At 37.2% G+C, this 17,042-nt stretch carries 17 protein-coding genes; 10 read left to right on the top strand and 7 right to left on the bottom strand.

The window, feature by feature from the left end:
• Nucleotides 1-18: 18 nt before the first annotated feature.
• The 6 genes from wecB to PVK71_RS06525 form a co-directional block, all read right to left on the bottom strand.
• Entirely contained in the window at nt 19-1,143 is a 1,125-nt protein-coding gene (gene wecB / locus PVK71_RS06550) for a non-hydrolyzing UDP-N-acetylglucosamine 2-epimerase (RefSeq protein WP_274419089.1), read from the bottom strand.
• A gap of 135 nt (nt 1,144-1,278) precedes the next feature.
• On the bottom strand, nt 1,279-2,475 hold the full coding sequence (gene metK, locus PVK71_RS06545; RefSeq protein ID WP_274419088.1) for a methionine adenosyltransferase: 1,197 nt from the start codon (nt 2,473-2,475) through the stop codon (nt 1,279-1,281).
• Between the two features lie 176 nt (nt 2,476-2,651).
• Nucleotides 2,652-3,428 (bottom strand): Wzz/FepE/Etk N-terminal domain-containing protein, encoded by a 777-nt coding sequence (locus tag PVK71_RS06540; RefSeq protein ID WP_274419087.1) that lies wholly within the window; start codon nt 3,426-3,428, stop codon nt 2,652-2,654.
• Between the two features lie 159 nt (nt 3,429-3,587).
• Complete coding sequence (locus PVK71_RS06535) at nt 3,588-4,232, bottom strand: TetR/AcrR family transcriptional regulator (RefSeq protein ID WP_274419086.1); 645 nt, start codon at nt 4,230-4,232, stop codon at nt 3,588-3,590.
• Between the two features lie 237 nt (nt 4,233-4,469).
• A complete protein-coding gene (locus PVK71_RS06530) occupies nt 4,470-4,823 on the bottom strand; it encodes a four helix bundle protein (RefSeq protein ID WP_274419085.1) in 354 nt (117 codons plus the stop codon).
• 84 nt (nt 4,824-4,907) lie between these two features.
• Nucleotides 4,908-6,353, bottom strand: coding sequence for an MBL fold metallo-hydrolase RNA specificity domain-containing protein (locus PVK71_RS06525; RefSeq protein WP_274419084.1), 1,446 nt, complete (start codon nt 6,351-6,353; stop codon nt 4,908-4,910).
• Between the two features lie 379 nt (nt 6,354-6,732).
• Between PVK71_RS06525 and rfaD the strand changes: the two genes are divergently transcribed.
• The 5 genes from rfaD to waaA all read left to right on the top strand — a co-directional run bounded on the left by rfaD (nt 6,733) and on the right by waaA (nt 12,078).
• A complete protein-coding gene (rfaD, locus tag PVK71_RS06520) occupies nt 6,733-7,674 on the top strand; it encodes an ADP-glyceromanno-heptose 6-epimerase (protein WP_274419083.1) in 942 nt (313 codons plus the stop codon).
• Between the two features lie 193 nt (nt 7,675-7,867).
• A complete protein-coding gene (locus PVK71_RS06515) occupies nt 7,868-8,587 on the top strand; it encodes a glycosyltransferase family 25 protein (RefSeq protein WP_274419082.1) in 720 nt (239 codons plus the stop codon).
• A 17-nt stretch (nt 8,588-8,604) separates the two neighbouring features.
• On the top strand, nt 8,605-9,633 hold the full coding sequence (waaF, locus tag PVK71_RS06510) for a lipopolysaccharide heptosyltransferase II (RefSeq protein WP_274419081.1): 1,029 nt from the start codon (nt 8,605-8,607) through the stop codon (nt 9,631-9,633).
• Between the two features lie 5 nt (nt 9,634-9,638).
• Nucleotides 9,639-10,829, top strand: a complete 1,191-nt coding sequence (locus PVK71_RS06505; RefSeq protein ID WP_274419080.1) for an O-antigen ligase family protein — start codon at nt 9,639-9,641, stop codon at nt 10,827-10,829.
• On the top strand, nt 10,819-12,078 hold the full coding sequence (gene waaA, locus PVK71_RS06500) for a lipid IV(A) 3-deoxy-D-manno-octulosonic acid transferase (RefSeq protein WP_274419129.1): 1,260 nt from the start codon (nt 10,819-10,821) through the stop codon (nt 12,076-12,078). Before PVK71_RS06505 ends, waaA begins: the two co-directional genes overlap by 11 nt.
• Nucleotides 12,079-12,111: 33 nt before the next feature.
• On the opposite strand, the gene PVK71_RS06495 is transcribed toward waaA, so the two are convergent.
• The gene (locus PVK71_RS06495; protein ID WP_274419078.1) at nt 12,112-12,801 is read right to left on the bottom strand and encodes a 3-deoxy-D-manno-octulosonic acid kinase; all 690 of its coding nucleotides are present in this window, start codon (nt 12,799-12,801) and stop codon (nt 12,112-12,114) included.
• A gap of 191 nt (nt 12,802-12,992) precedes the next feature.
• Between PVK71_RS06495 and PVK71_RS06490 the strand changes: the two genes are divergently transcribed.
• Genes PVK71_RS06490 through PVK71_RS06470 form a run of 5 tightly spaced genes read left to right on the top strand, consistent with a single transcriptional unit; the run spans nt 12,993 to nt 17,042 of the window.
• Entirely contained in the window at nt 12,993-14,063 is a 1,071-nt protein-coding gene (locus tag PVK71_RS06490; RefSeq protein WP_274419077.1) for a glycosyltransferase family 9 protein, read from the top strand.
• The gene (locus tag PVK71_RS06485; protein ID WP_274419076.1) at nt 14,063-14,845 is read left to right on the top strand and encodes a glycosyltransferase family 2 protein; all 783 of its coding nucleotides are present in this window, start codon (nt 14,063-14,065) and stop codon (nt 14,843-14,845) included. Before PVK71_RS06490 ends, PVK71_RS06485 begins: the two co-directional genes overlap by 1 nt.
• Nucleotides 14,842-15,639: a glycosyltransferase family 2 protein gene (locus PVK71_RS06480; RefSeq protein ID WP_274419075.1), complete on the top strand. Its 798-nt coding sequence runs from the start codon at nt 14,842-14,844 to the stop codon at nt 15,637-15,639. The genes PVK71_RS06485 and PVK71_RS06480 overlap by 4 nt, the downstream gene beginning before the upstream one ends.
• The gene (coaD, locus tag PVK71_RS06475) at nt 15,632-16,123 is read left to right on the top strand and encodes a pantetheine-phosphate adenylyltransferase (RefSeq protein WP_274419074.1); all 492 of its coding nucleotides are present in this window, start codon (nt 15,632-15,634) and stop codon (nt 16,121-16,123) included. Before PVK71_RS06480 ends, coaD begins: the two co-directional genes overlap by 8 nt.
• The gene (locus PVK71_RS06470) at nt 16,110-17,042 is read left to right on the top strand and encodes a glycosyl transferase family 90 (protein ID WP_274419073.1); all 933 of its coding nucleotides are present in this window, start codon (nt 16,110-16,112) and stop codon (nt 17,040-17,042) included. The genes coaD and PVK71_RS06470 overlap by 14 nt, the downstream gene beginning before the upstream one ends.

The following is a 17,042-nucleotide window of genomic DNA, read 5'->3' as shown; positions in this document are numbered from 1 at the left end:
TCATCTATTCCTAAATAATTATTTACTTAATTCGTCTAAAATTCGTTTACAAGCTTTACCATCACCATATGGATTATGTGCATAACTCATTTCTTTATATGCATTTTCATCGGTAAGTAACTTATTTAATTCAGTTGTAATTATTTCAATATTAGTACCAACTAACTTAACTGTGCCAGCACTTACTGCCTCTGGACGCTCTGTCGTATCTCGCATCACTAACACTGGTTTTCCTAGTGAAGGTGCTTCTTCTTGAATACCTCCAGAGTCAGTTAAAATAATATCTGCACGCATCATTAAATAAATAAATGGTAAATATTGCTGCGGCTCAATCAACTTAATATTTTCAATCCCAGACAAGATACGATTTACAGGTTCACGGACATTAGGGTTTAAATGCATGGGATAAACAATCTGCACCTCAGGGTGTGCTTGTGCAGTTTGAGCTAATGATTGGCAGATACGTTCAAAGCCACCACCAAAGCTTTCTCGTCGATGACCCGTAACTAAAATTAGTTTTTTACTTTGATCCAACTGTGAAAATTGTGATGTAAGTATTTCTTTTAAAGTTACATCTGTATCAATTTTATTTTTAATCATTAATAGAGCATCAATCACTGTATTACCTGTAATTGTAATATCATCTGAATTAACGCTTTCTCGAAGAAGGTTTTCTTTAGATGTTTCTGTCGGTGCAAAATGATACTTAGTCAAAACACCTGTTAAACGACGATTTGCCTCTTCTGGCCAGGGTGAATAAATATTTCTAGTTCGTAAACCAGCCTCTACATGACCAACTTCAATTTGCTCATAATATGCCGCTAAACTTGCCGCAAATGTTGTTGCTGTATCACCATGAACTAAAACCACATCAGGTTTAAACTCTTGTAATACTGGCTTTAACTCTTGAATTATTAGGGCTGTTAGATCATTTAACGTTTGACCTACTTTCATTAAGTTAAGATCATAATCTGGTGTGATTTCAAAAAGTTCTAACACTTGGTCAAGCATTTCACGGTGTTGAGCAGTAACACAACACTTAGATTCGAACCTTTCGTCACAGGCAAGAGCATGCACTAAAGGTGCCATTTTTATAGCTTCGGGACGAGTACCAAAAACCGTGAGAACTTTTTTTCTAACCATAATAATCTCTATATATTTATTAACCACAGCACACGAACGAAAGTTTTTAAATTCAAAAAAATAACGAAAACTATCACGCCTACTAAAAATTAAATTCTCTTTGAATGAAAAAGATAATCAATTATTGAAATAATTTCACTTAATTGATTGAAACTTATCTAACTCATCCAACTGCTCCCAAGGGTAGTCACTTTGACCAACTTGGCCACGTGATGCAACATCTGCATATAGGAAAGTTTCAGCACTTGGTTTATCCAAATTAAATTTCTTAGTTATCCAATTTGGAGTCAATGAGAAATTATCAATAATAAATTGTGATAACACATCATCATCTACTTTAGTAAATGTACCTTGTGTATCAACAGATACTGATGTTGGTTTTGCTACACCAATAGCATAAGAAAGCTGAACAATACATTTAGTTGCAAGGCCTGCTGCTACTATATGTTTGGCTAACCAACGGCCTGCATATAAACCTGAACGGTCAACTTTTGTGTAATCTTTAGAAGATTGCGCACCACCACCAATAGGGGCATAACCACCAAATGAATCTACGATTAGTTTACGTCCAGTTAAACCCGAATCATGCAGTGAGCTATGATTTACATAGCGACCTGTTGGGTTAATATGAATAATCGTTTCTTGAGGGTTATAAAGTTCTGTTGGTAAACCTGTATCATCAATCAACCCTTGAATTAAAGCACGAACTTCTTCAATTGGCATATTCTCTACTGATGGCGCTGAAACAACGATGGTATGGATTTTTTGAGGTTTACCATTTTCAAAGTTTTCTTTATTACCATAATCCATCGTTACTTGAGTTTTAATATCAACACCAAGTTTATGATCATGGTTTAATGCATAATGGTATACCTTATCACTAAGCATACGAGCGTAAGAAATAGCAGAAGGCATAAAGTCAGCCGTTTCTGCAATAGCGTAGCCAAACATAATACCTTGGTCACCCGCACCAGTTTCACCATTTTCTTGGTCAACACCTTGGTTGATGTCTTGTGATTGTTGGTTTAGTAATACTTGAACATTAATATCATCAGGGTGTAAGCATTGCTCTTTTGTAAAAGCGCCTTTTCCTGTGTAGCCAATCTTAATTAATGCATCTTTTACTATTTTTTCATAATCAGCTTGTGAAAGGTTAGCCGTTGTTTTTACTTCGCCACCAATAATGATATTTTTACCTGCAACGAATACCTCACTCGCAACACGCGATTGTGAATCATGGATGATAAGCGCATCAACAATAGAGTCTGAAATGATATCAGCACACTTATCAGGATGGCCTGGGGCTACTACTTCACTGGTAAATAAGTACATTTTTAGTCCTTTTTTGTAAAATTTTGATACGCTACCGCCCATAGGTTCTAACGCATACCCAAGGCGTATAAACTATTTTAAATTTATTTAATAGAGCTGTATTTTACTCTATTTTTCACATGTGGTGTATCTTACAAAAAAATAAGGTATATAATTTAATTCCTTATCTTTCATGGTTATTCTTTTCTAAGTGCAAATCGAATTAGTACTATAGCAACTCCTAGTATCCCACCAAACAGCATACCTAGCACAATAATTAATGCTCGTTTGGGTTTGATATAGCTAGTTGCTTTCACTGGTTCTTGGATTACATGAAGTAGTTCAGTATTTGCATTTTTCAATATCGCAACTTTATAAAGCTGTTGCGCATACTTTTCTGCAAGCATATTTTTCACTTTTTCTATTTGGTTTTGCTCCAATAGAGCTTTTGTTGATGTTAGCTCAATAGCGGCTTTAACTAACTCTCTCTGCTTATAAGCTTGATTTATATATTGACTAAAAGTCAATATATTTTGATAAGTATCTTCTGCTTTTTGTCCTTGCTGAGATACAGAAATTTGACCACTTCTCTTATCTATCGAAAAAGACAACTTATTAAAATTAGAGCTACTACTATTTGCCAATTCTCCAACAGCTTCCTTCATCGACTTTCCGCTAATAAAAGGGAATTCAGCATTAGCTTTATGTACTAACTCCAAACCGACGATATAACCATTGTCTTCAATAAATCCATACGGGTCTGCATTAACAACTAACACTGCTTTTGATTCATAAATATTTGGTGATTGAATTGCAAATATTGTTGCACCGACTGCAAACAAGAGCGTTACACCAATAATCCATAACTTCCCCGCCCATAAGACTAAGAATAGTTCTTTTAAGTCAATTTCATCATTCTGAAATGATGATGCCATAGGATGTTGCTGAAACTGCTGTGGTATTTGATCGTTCATTTCGTTCCAAATTTTATTTTTTGTCCGTAAATTATATAGGAGTGTAAATAACTAGAGGTTATAAAAATAAGAACAAAGTTCAGAGGTACTAACTTTTAGTATATAAATTACAATTAATACTTCCTAACTCTGTAAAGAAGTTTACGACCGTTCTAAATTTTATAATCTATTCTGATAATGCTCTTCCAATTCCAATATCTGCTTTCTTCCCTGCTCTGTCGCCATTGGTCTTACAACATTCAGCATCTGTAACATACCTTGATAGATTACCGCTTCGGTAATTTCATTATCTGATAGTAAAGCGGTTTGATAATTTATCCAACATGATGCAACTAGATGCAGAGTTTTAGTCAGAGCTTGTAGCTCATCATCTTCGAGGGCTATTAAACCAGAATCACGGAAGTTATTCATGATCGCTATTAAGTTATTGTGTAATGCAAGCTGAGCTTTAGTGTATTTTTGCTTTAGTTTCTCATCTCTGCTCAAGATATCAGGCAAATTAGCGTAGAAGAAACGGTAGTTCCACATCAACTCAAAAATCGAATCAAGGTAACTCAACATGAGTTGCACGCTAGGCATATTCGATTGCTCTTCTTCAGCCATCGGCTTAAAGCGAGTTTTCAACTCAATCGCGTAGTTATCAAAAATACTATTAATGATCTCTTCTTTATTGCGGAAATGGTAATAAAGGTTACCAGGGCTGATCTCAAGGTGTGCAGCGATGTGGTTGGTGGTGATATTGCGCTCACCGTTTTGGTTAAAGAGGGTTAAGGCACCGAGGATTATTCTGTCTTTTGTTTTCATGGAAACGTGCGCCTTATGTTAATGGTTTGACTTGAGAGATGTCGAGGTGGAAGTATAACTGAAATGTTAATGGGGATGAAGAGTTCAGATCGCTTCGCTTGCAGAATTCAGAGGTGTTCGCTGTAGTTTTTCTGCATAATTTTTAATTTTGGTATTCCTCTACTATCGATAGAATAAAACCTTAAAGATTATAAAAAGTACAGATAACTCTGCTTACAAAACTCAGAGGTATTCGCTTTAATTCTTCAGCACTGCTTTCTTATTTTTAGACAGCTGAGAGATAATAGCTAAAATCTCTTTAGTTTCATTTATCAATTCTAAGCCTTTCTGTTTTTCTATGTATCCTATTTCTATCCCTATAAATAGCTGTGTTATTAATTCAGCGGCAGAACCTTGAGAATAATTCAAAAATCGTATTTGCTCTTTTACACCGCTTCTTTCTTCCCCCTCAGCAATATTCGATGGTACAGATAACCCAGAGCGTGTTATTTGGTCTCGAAAGCCATAGTCCTTAATACTTGAAGTTGTTTTGTAAATCTCACAAGATAATCGGCAAGCCCTCTTCCAAACTTTTAATTTCTCACAACGCATATATACCCCTAATATCATTTAAATACTTACAACAATCACCTCTGAACTCTGCAAGCGCAGCGATCTGAACTCTATTCCATCTAGCTAGCGCAGCGTATAGTTTCTAGTCTCCAGCACCCTCTCAAACTCCTCGCGCACGTTATCCTCCCCATGCACCACCACTATCTCCTTCCGTCCCTCCTCAATCCCTTCAACAAACGTAATTAAATCAGCTTGATCAGCGTGGGCGGAATAGCCTGACATCGTATGAATTTGTGCGTTTACATTTATGGGTTGATTATCTATCCACACTTTTGATTTTTGGTTTTGGAGATCTCGTCCTAAGGTGCCGTGGGCTTGGTAGCCAGCTAGAATGATGTCGGTACGTTTATCTGGCAGTAAGGCTTCTAGGTAATTCATCACTCGGCCCCCGGCACACATTCCGCTGGCAGCGACAATGATGCAGGGCTCAGCGGTGCTTTTTAGTCGGTTGACTACTTGCATGTGCTCTTTGTGGCTTTCGATAGTGATGCATTGTTCAAAGTTAAGTGGATGACGTTGATTATTGAGTTTAATTTTGGCTTCTTTACTCCACAGTTTTTTGAATCGACGATATTGCTTGGTGACTTTGTTGGCTAATGGGGAATCTAAGATGATTGGGATTTTTGAATCGATTTTGTTGTGATGGATTAAGTGTTCTATATCAAACAGCAGCTCTTGGGTTCGACCTACTGAAAATGCAGGAATGATGATTGCGCCGCCATCTTGCAGTGAGTGTTCTATTATCTGTTGCAATCTTTTGGCTCTGGTTTCTACACTGTCGTGAAGTTTATTACCGTAAGTACTTTCTATTACTAATAAGTCCGCACGTTTTGGTGAAATTGGATCAGGTAATAATGGGGTATTTGATGGGCCGATATCACCAGAGAATACGACAATTTCACTATTGGGGAGTTTAATTTCGACATAAGCGGAGCCGAGGATATGGCCTGCGGGTTGGAAACGGAGGAGCAGGTTTAAAGGTTCAGAGCGCTTAGTTTTCAGGGTAGAGCAAGATCTTTTAGAACTAGAAGGTTTGGCTATAGGGCTAAGTTTAATTTGGTGCCATTGGTTGTAAGGTATGGGTTTTATCTGTTTTCTTATTAGTTCTAATACTCTTGTTCTTTTCCCTTTATTTAAGCCTAATTGTAATTTTAAGCCATCATCTAACATTAATGGGACTAACTCGGCTGTTGCTGGTGTGCAGTATATAGGTTGCTTGAAGCCTTTTGCTAATAACCAAGGTAATCGGCCAATGTGGTCGATGTGGGTATGGGTGAGAATTAATGCTTTTAGGTGTGATATAGGGAATTCGATGTCGAGCTTTTTGTCATTGTCTTTAGCGTCTTTTCCTTGGAATAATCCACAGTCGATTAATATGCCATGATTGTTACCGTTGTTATTAATATTGAGTTCGTGGCAAGAACCGGTGACGCCGAGCTTTCCGCCGTGGTGTTTTAGGTTTATTTCAAGGTTGGTGGCTTGGGTTGAGTTTTTTGGGTGTGTTGGCATTAGATCTCCTTTTTAAATAAACTATACGCTTTACTAACTATATTCACTGCGTGACTAGGTACTATAAAAGCCAGTAATACTGATTAATCAAATACATCGCTAACCCATATATTCCAGATCTTCACTTTTATAGCTCAATTTCTATTCATTAAGCATTCGATATTTAATCAATTCGCTTCATTCATTGTACTTACAACTTGCTTTTCGGTTCATATCTCATGAAGAACTCACAGTGTATGATCTTATAGTTTCTAGTTAGCAAAGCGTATAGTCTCTATTAATGACCACTCACTAATACCTTGTCGCAAAATTACCGCTGCCTTTTACTCCTTTCTTTGTTACAATCTCACCAATTATCTTATTTAATCGTGGTATCAAAATGATCATTGTAACTGGCGGCGCTGGCATGATTGGCAGCAACATTGTTAAGTCTTTAAACGACAACGGCTTTAACGATATCTTAGTGGTTGATAACCTGAAAGATGGTAAAAAATTCAAGAACCTAGTTGATCTTGATATCACTGATTACATGGATAAAGAAGATTTCATTACGCAAATTATGGCGGGTGATGACTTTGGCCCTATCGAGGCTATTTTCCACGAAGGTGCTTGCTCTGCTACCACTGAGTGGGATGGCAAATACATCATGATGAACAACTATGAATACTCAAAAGAAGTGCTTCATTTTTGTATCGAACGTGAAATTCCATTCTTATACGCTTCATCTGCTGCTACCTATGGCGACACTGATACCTTCATTGAAGAGCGTGAATACGAAGGCGCATTAAACGTCTACGGCTATTCTAAACAACAGTTTGATAACTACGTTCGTCGCCTATGGGCTGATGCTGAAGTACACAATGAAACGCTATCTCAAATTACCGGTTTCCGTTACTTCAATGTGTATGGCCCTCGTGAGCAACACAAAGGCTCTATGGCTTCTGTCGCTTTCCATTTAAATAATCAAATGAATGCTGGCGAAGATCCTAAGTTATTTGAAGGTAGCGACGAGTTTAAACGTGATTTCGTTTACGTGGGTGATGTGGCTGCAGTTAATCTTTGGTTCTTAGAAAATGGTGTTTCTGGTATTTACAACTGTGGTACTGGCCGTGCTGAACCGTTCCGCGCGGTTGCTGATGCTGTGATTAAACACCACGGTAAAGGCGAAGTTCAAAGTATTCCATTCCCTGAGCATTTAAAAGGCGCTTACCAAGAGTTTACGCAAGCGGATTTAACTAAGCTGCGTGCTGCGGGTTGCGATGTTAAATTTAAGTCAGTGGCTGATGGTGTTGCTGAGTATATGGCACTGGTTAATAAGTAACGCTCTGAGAAGTAAAAATGATACGCTTTGCTAACTAGAGACTAGACCGCTTTGCTTCTATAAGAGCTAGGTTTCAGAAAGATCGTAAATTAAGTACAAGAGCGCTACTACTGCTCTTGTACTTCTAGTTTCTAGTTTCTAGTTTCTAGTTTCTAGTTTCTAGTTTCTAACATTATTTTGGTATATGGGTGATATGAAAGTATTTGTTGTCAGTTTAAAACGTTCGGTCGATCGTCGTGAGCGTATTCAAAAACAATTAGATGATGCTGGTATTGAGTTTGAGTTTATTGATGCTATCGATGCATCAATCCCTAACTTTACTCATAGCGAGCGTCGTAATGATCCACTAACTAAAAAACGTTTCGGTTATACATTACTTGACTCTGAAATAGCTTGCTTTGCTAGTCATTATACTGCTTGGGAAATATGCAAAAAACTTAATCAAACTATTTTAATTCTAGAAGATAATATTGATATAATTCCTGAACTCTCTATTTATCTAACTTCACTGCAAGATAATTGTAAGAAATACCGGTTTATAAAGTTATTTGCTTATTTCCCTAAAGCATATAAAACTATTGAAAAGCTCAACTCAAATATATCTATTATTCGTTACCTTAGAAGAACATGTGGAACACAAGGTTACTGTATTACGCCAGAAACTGCGCACAAATTTATTTCTAATGCTAATCAGTTCATAGAACCTGTCGACGATTATATGGAGAAGCCATATTTACATAGCGTTACCGCTTACTGTATGTCACCAGATTTAGTCTCCAGAGCTAAAATAGCATCAACCATTGGAAGTAAGCGAAAAGACAAAACCGGGGTTACCTTACTAGATAAATGCTACATTGAGTCGTTTCGTCTTTATGAGCAAATTAAAGATTACATGATTAAAGCACCCTATTAAGTTAAGCGGATAATTAAATGAAAATACTAATCATTGGCCCATCATGGGTTGGCGATATGGTGATGTCTCAAGCACTGTATATCACGCTTAAACAATTACATCCTGGCGCCACTATTGATGTGATGGCACCAGCTTGGTGCAAACCTATTCTAGAGCGTATGCCTGAAGTAAACCAAGCGATTGAAATGCCTCTTGGTCATGGTGATATTGACCTACTTGGCCGCCGCCGTTTAGGTAAACAACTTAAAACCAATAATTATACGCATGCTTATATTTGTCCTAACTCAGCAAAGTCAGCTCTTATTCCTTGGTTTGCAGGGATCCCTATTCGCACTGGTTGGAAAGGCGAGATGCGTTATGGCCTGCTTAACGATTTACGACTAAATAAAAAATCATTTCAATATATGGTTGAGCGCTATGTGGCATTGGCTCATCCAAAAGCAGAAATGCTTAACTCAAGCTCATTAGGTGGGCTAGATAATTTACCTCGACCTAAACTTGCTATTGATACCAAAATGCAGCAATCAACGCTTAGTAAGTTTTCTTTATCTACAGAAAAACCAGTGCTTGGTTTGTGTCCTGGGGCGGAGTTTGGCCCAGCAAAACAGTGGCCTGTCGAGCATTATGCAGCAGTAGCTAATGAGATGATTAACCAAGGTCACCAAGTTTGGTTATTTGGCTCTGCTAAAGATAAAGAAACCACTGAGACTATTAAGTCTTTGGTTGATTCTACTAATCAAACATCCGTATTTAATCTTGCTGGTGATACAAGCCTAATTGAAGCAGTTGATCTGCTTGCTGCTTGTAACATAGTTGTTAGTAATGACTCTGGTTTAATGCACGTTGCTGCGGCTGTGGGCTGTCATGTGGTTGGCATTTATGGTTCAACGTCACCAAAATACACACCACCATTAGCTAAGAAAGTCGATATTTTGAGTACAGATATTGAATGTCGCCCATGCTTTAAGCGTGAGTGTCCTCTTGGGCATTTGAAGTGTTTGAAAGAATTAGAACCTACAATAGTTTTAAATAAACTAATACAGTGAATACAGTGAATAAGGATATATTTATTAGATGCATTTTTTGCATTCCATTTATTTGGTGCTTTAGCGGCTTATTTTTATATGCTGATGCGAATAAAGAATTAGCATTATTAACTTTTGTTGTGTTTTTGTTCTCTATATTTAACTTAGGCCCTAAACAGATATTACAACAAATTAATGAGCGTAGAATCACTTGGTTATTTATAACTATGAGCATTATTGCTATAGTAGGAAAATTAACTAACGGGTATAGTTCTAGTGAACTTAGAGTTTTACTTTCTTTGACATTACTTTCTATCATCACCCCTAAAAACTCTTTACAATACTTGAAAAAAAACCTGTCTAGCCTATCAGTATTAGGCTGTTTAGTCTCATTTATTTACTGCTATTATGAAGCAATAACTTTAGGTACACCTCGCCCATCATGGGGCATCAACCCTATACCATATACAACATTTACTGCTTCTGTTGTGATAATGTGCTTATGGTTTTCTTTTCATGAGCATAGAAAAAAAAATCAGATACTATTATGCATTGCAAGCTTAATCGGGGCGTCCGCTATTCTGATTAGTCAAACTAGAGGAACACTACTTGCGCTAATTCTTGCATTTATATACTTAATTATATTTTCTTCTATTAAGAAAGATTTAATATTTAAGCTATTAATACCCATAATTATCATTGGCTTTACTTTTGGTTATTTCAATAATAATAAAATAGAACAACGTTACCTACAAACAAAACATGAATATACCCAAATAATGAATGGTAATTTAAACACATCTATAGGCTACCGCCTTCAAATGTGGCAAGCAGGCTATGAACTTTCTAAATCACCTACATTCTTAGGATTAGGTTCTAATCATATAGAAAAAAAACAAGAACTATATGAAGAAGGTAAAATATCATTAGGGAGCGTTAAGTGGACACATTATCACAATCAATACATTACTACTTTTATTAAAAATGGAATTATAGGTTTCCTATTATTATTATCACTAATCTCTATTCCTATTATCTATCATAAAAAACTTGTTAATTCGCGTAATGCAGACTCACATATAGGTATACTAGCTTTAATTGTGTTCCTTACCGCATCACTGACTGATATCCCATTTAGCCAACCGGTTACACTTGCATTTTATGGCATACTTATGATGATTATAACTCTAGGGGATGAGGCTACAGATATTGATTAGATTTAGTTATTCAATCATTTTAACTCTCATCTCTCCATTCCTTCTCTGTTCTCTTTATAAGAAAAAAGAGGGAAAGCCTGCTTTTGGTCGTCGATGGAAAGAGCATTTTGGTTGTACGCCATCACTCAATACAACGCAGGCTCCAATATGGATTCATGCGGTATCAGTTGGTGAAGCCATTGCTGCTGCTCCTATTATTAAAGCATTAAAGAAGCAAAACCCTGAACAACCAATTCTTGTCACGACGACAACAAGTACTGGCGCTGAGCAAATTGAAAAGTTAGGTAATTTGGTTGAGCACAGATACATGCCGATTGATTTTTGCTTTGCGGTTCGTGGGTTTTTAAAAGCGACTAAACCTGAAAAGATGCTAATTATGGAAACAGAACTGTGGCCAAATACGCTGCATACTGTTGCCAAATTTGGCATTCCTATTTCAGTATTAAATGCTCGCCTTTCTGAAAAGTCCTACTTAGGGTATAAAAAAGTACAACCAATATTTAATTTACTAGCTAAGCATTTAACTCATGTGTGTTGCCAGTATCAAGATGATGCTGATCGCTTTATTGCACTTGGTATAAATAAAGATCGAGTTCATGTTACTGGCTCTGTAAAATTTGATATAGAAATCACTGAAGGCGTTATTGAATCAGGGAAGCAACTTCGCTATACATTAGGTTCTGAACGTCCAGTCTGGATTGCAGCAAGCACTCACAAAGGTGAAGATGAACAAGTATTAGTAGCTCATCAGGAGTTACTAAAAAGTATTCCTGATACTTTGCTTATTTTGGTGCCTCGTCATCCTGAGCGTTTTAACTCTGTGTTCGAATTGTGTGAAGAATCAGGCCTTAAAGCCATAAAACGTACATCGAACTCATCAATTAGTTCAGATATTCAGGTTTACCTTGGTGACACCATGGGGGAGATGCTGACATTGATTGGCGCTTCAGATGTTTGCTTTATAGGTGGCAGCTTATTAGGTAATAAAGTGGGTGGACATAACTTACTTGAACCTGCTGCGTTGGCTAAACCCTCAATTACTGGGCCTAGCTATTATAATTTTTTAGAGATAACTGAAACCTTAATCAAAGAAGAAGCAACGAAAATGGTCACTTCTTCTGAAGAACTGTCGAGCCTATTAAAACAATTAATAACTCAACCAGAGTATGCAGAGATAATGGGAAAAAATGCACAAGACTTTATTTCAAAAAATTCTGGAGCAGTAATAAAAACCTTAAATCTGCTTTAATACCAAACTCAGAAAGTTTAATTTACCTATGGGTTAGCTCTCTAAGCTAGCCCACTCTTCTTCACCCCAATGAATATTTCGTTTACTTACTTCTTTAATGAATGAACGCTTTAGTCTATCCCAATTGCTTTTCTTCCAGTCATCGCCTTTCTGCTGATAACATTTATCAAAATCAATAATCCAAACTTTATCGTTATCATCAATCAAAATATTGTGGATATTTAAATCAGTATGGTTCACTTGAACAGCATGCATCTTACGAATTTCATTACCAATCTTTTGGTAGATATCTTTTGGTAGTGACTTTTCTTGCAAGATAGAAACAAGATCTTGTGCGTTTGGGATCTTTTGACTTAATAAATCTGCTTGGTAGCAAAACGAGCGTTTTGTAGCTCGTGCTGCTATCGGCTTTGGTACGTTTACACCAGCTTCAATTAGCGTGTTTAATAACTGAAATTCTTGGTAGCTGCGTGTTTTTTCCCAACCAGTAAAAATGTAGTGGTCTTTGATTAGTTTTCCAAACAAACCACCACGGCGATAGTGACGTAAAGCTGCATCCATTTTATCTAACGCCACAAACCATGTTGTGCCTCGCCCTCGAGCTGAACCAATCACTTTATTTTGCTGCTGCCAATATTCAGGATCGCAGCACTGTTCTGGTGAGTCAGTTAAGATTGAGTCGTCATACCAAATAGTTTGTTTTTTTGTTTGGATTTTTTGCATGTTACAGGTACTCCAATATTAAACATTAGAGACTATACGCTGCGCTAACTAGAACGCTTCGCTTCTAGAAACTATAAGGGCAAAAGCTAAGTATTCTTATAGTTTCTAGTCTCTTTCTCACTCTTTGCTATTTTACATTTATGAGCGTTAATAGCATAATTCTAACTCATTCTTTCTGGGTAAACATCTCTATGGCTTTATTCACTTCTGCCCCTAACTCACTCTGTATTCTACGCTTATCAGCGATTGGTGATGTGTGCCATGCTGTTGCTGCCGTTCAGGCAATTCAAAAAGAGTGGCCTACAACCAAAATAACTTGGATTGTGGGAAAAATAGAAGCGCAATTAATTCATGATTTGCCTGGTATTACCGTGATCCCATTTGATAAAAAGTTGGGATTAGCCGGAATGAAAGCAATTTGGGCTCAATTAAGAGATCAGAAATTTGATGCCTTAATTCATATGCAATTGGCACTGCGTGCGAGTATGTTAACCCTTGGTATAAAAGCCAAATATAAAGTAGGGTTTAACCGTAAGCGCGCGAAAGAAGGGCAATGGCTTTTTACTAATAGAAAAATTGAAGATACAGCATCGGCACATGTTCTCGACAGTTTTTACTCTTTTGTTGAGTATTTAGGTGTACCAAAGAAGAAACCGACTTGGAATATTCCATTATCTGATGCGGATTTCTCTTTTGTTTATGAAAACATCTCAGCAGACAAACCTTATGTGGTTATTTCCCCAGCGGCGAGTAAAGATGAACGTAATTGGCTAACAGAGCGTTATGCTCAGCTAGCTGATTGGTTAAATGAACATGGCTATAAAGTAGTGTTATGTGGATCGCCAAGCGAGCGTGAAAAACAGCTTGGTGAGAATATTGAATCTTTAACGCAATTACCTATTATTAATCTAATTGGTAAAACCTCGCTAAAACAATTAACTGCAGTATTAAATGAAGCACAAGTTGTGATTGCTCCTGATTCAGGCCCTGCTCATATTGCGACAACACAAAGTACTCCCGTTATTGGCTTATATGGCCACAGTAATCCTAAACGTACAGGGCCATACAATAGCTTACCCTATGTGGTGAGTGTTTATGAACAACACGTAACGGCACAACATAATAAACCGATATCAGAACTCAAATGGAGTACACGGGTCAAAGGGGATCATGTTATGCAAGATATTAGTCTTGATATGGTCACTGATGCATTTGAGCGTTTAACCATGAATCTCAATAACACCGCCAAAGAGAATATATAATGACAACACCAACAACCTCTCCAACCTTAGCGGTTGCGCTTATTGTTAAAAACGAAGAAAAACATTTAAAAGCCTGCCTTGAAAGTATTTCAGACTGGGTTGATGAAATCGTTATCATGGATTCTGGCAGCACCGATTCAACTGAGACTATTGCTCGTGAGTTTACCGACAAATTTATTGTTAATGATAAATGGCCTGGCTTTGGCCCTCAACGTCAATTAGCACAGCAACACATTACTTCTGATTATGTATTATGGCTAGATGCCGATGAGCGTGTAACACCTGAATTAAAAGCCGACATCCAAAAAGCAGTGGCATCGAATAACCCTAATACTGCCTATAAGGTAAACCGACTAAGTGATGCGTTTGGTAAATTTATTTATCACTCTGGTTGGTCTCCGGATTGGGTTGTGCGTTTATATAAAACCTCAGAAACACAATATAACTCCGCGTTGGTACATGAAAAAGTAGAAATACCTAATAAGCTAAAAGTTGAAAAGTTAGATGGTCGCTTACTTCATTACACTTATGACAACATGCACCACTATATCAATAAAACCACAGGCTATTTAAAAGCATGGGCGGATGAACGTGAAGGCAGAAAAAAATCGGGCCTTGGCACTGCACTGCTTCATGCGTTTGCTTGTTTTATTAAAATGTACATCGTCAAACTTGGCTTTTTAGACGGCAAGCATGGTTTTATTCTGGCTTGGCTTGCTACTCACTCTACTTTTGTTAAATACATCGATCTGTATCTTCGTGAAGAGGCTAAGAAAAAATGAAAACAACCTTAATTATTACTACTTATAACTGGAAAGAAGCCTTAAAATCAGTATTAGACAGTGTATTGCGTCAAACTGAATTACCTGACGAAGTCGTCATTGCTGATGATGGGTCTCGACAAGATACTATTGATATGGTGGCAGAATACCAATTCCTATTTCCAGTACCTTTAATTCATAGCTGGCATGAAGATAATGGTTTCCAGCTTTCTATGAGCCGTAATAAAGCAATAGCTAAGGCGAGTGGTGACTACCTAATCATGATTGATGGGGATATTGTTTTACCTCCTTCCTTTGTGCAGTCACATAAACAGTCGGCAAAAAAAGGGTGGTTTGTTCAAGGAGGTCGAGTACTAACTGAAGAGGGTTTTAGCAAAAAAATAATGCATGAGAATGCAGTTCCTACTATTTTTTCTTCTGGTATCCGTAATCGAAAAAACTGCATTACTAGCCCGTTTCTGTCTCGTATTTTTTCATATGAAAGAAACAATGATAAAGCAACTCGTGGCTGTAATATGGCTTTTTGGCGTGATGACGTTATTGAGGTAAATGGTTTTAACCAAGAGTTTGTTGGTTGGGGACGTGAAGATAGTGAGTTTGTTTTACGTATGCTCAATTCGAAAAAACGCCGCTTATACTTAAAGTTTGCGGGTGTGGGTTACCACCTTTATCATAAAGAAAATTCACGTGCCTCTTTATCTGAAAACGATGCTATTTTAGAACGCACCATTAAAGAAAAGCTCACTCGTTGTGATCAAGGCATCGATCAGTATTTAAAGGCAATCCATGACTAACCGAGTAATTTATCCAGGGACTTTTGACCCTGTCACTCATGGCCATTCAGATATTATTGCTCGTGCTGCAAAAATGTTTGACCATGTCGTTGTTGGCGTCGCTTTTAGTCCAAGCAAAAAAACCTTATTTAGCCTAGAAGAGCGAGTCGATATGCTTACTCAAGCCACTGCACATTTAAGTAATGTCTCAATAGTTGGTTTTTCAGGTTTATTGGTTAACTTAGCCAAAGAACAACAAACAAATATCCTAGTTCGTGGTCTGCGAACTACAATGGATTTTGAGTATGAGCTTGGACTAACAACCATGTATAAAAAACTCATGCCTACATTAGAAACGGTCTTTTTAACTCCACCAGAAGAGCACGGTTTTTTATCTTCGACTATCGTAAGAGAAACCGCAATCCACGGTGGGAAAATCGATCTGTTTGTTCATCCTTATGTTGCTAAGGCTATCTATAGCAAGGTGAATCATGAAAAACAGTAAGTTTTTTTATTATCTCAGTAATGCCCTGCGTTATTTACTTCCTGCATTTATCTCTCGCATGCAACGCTCTAGTATTCTAAAGCAAAAAGAACATTACAACACTGACGAGTTAATGCAGCGAGTTAACTATTACAATAAGATGGCTACGACTTTTAATCTGCTGGATTCTCCTTCTGTCACCAGTATTGAAAAATTTAAGAAAACCAAAGGCTGGACTTACTTTTTTGATATTCATTCTGTTGTGCGTTACTTCCCTGCTTCTCATAACTTTTCGTACCTTAATGGCGATATATGCACCGTTCCTGAACAACCTAGCTTTTTAAAAAGTCGACCAATTAATAGTAATAACCAAAACTCAGTGATTTTGAAGCTAAATAAAATACGTCACTTTAAGTTTGTGAATGACACTAAGCCATACGCTGAGAAAAAGAATATGGCAGCATGGCGTGGAGTGGGTTACCAGCCTCATCGGCTTGTCGTTATTAAACAATTTTATAGTCATCCTATGTGCAATATTGGTCAAACCAAACCCTACAATGGTGATGTATGGGAAAAAGACTTTATGAGCGTAGAAGAACAATTAGATTATAAGTTCTTACTCGCCATTGAAGGTAATGATGTTGCGACCAATTTAAAATGGGCTATGTCATCCAACTCTGTTGTTATTATGTCTAAACCTAAATATGAAACTTGGTTTATGGAGGGTCGTCTTGAAGCGGATAAGCACTATGTTGAAGTAAAAGATGACTACTCTGATCTTATTGAGAAGATGGAATATTATTTAGCTCACGAAAAAGAAGCGCTTGAAATCATTAAAAATGCAAATTTATGGACTGAGCAATTTAAAGATAAAAAAAGAGAGAAGTTACTCTCTCTTATGGTAGCGGATAAGTACTTTCATCTTTCACAGCACGATTAA

This window comes from Aliivibrio sp. S4MY1 (assembly GCF_028765545.1).
Classification (GTDB): Bacteria; Pseudomonadota; Gammaproteobacteria; order Enterobacterales; family Vibrionaceae; genus Aliivibrio.
The sequence above is the reverse complement of the archived record's forward strand: the minus strand, read 5'-3'. Positions and strand labels throughout refer to the sequence as shown.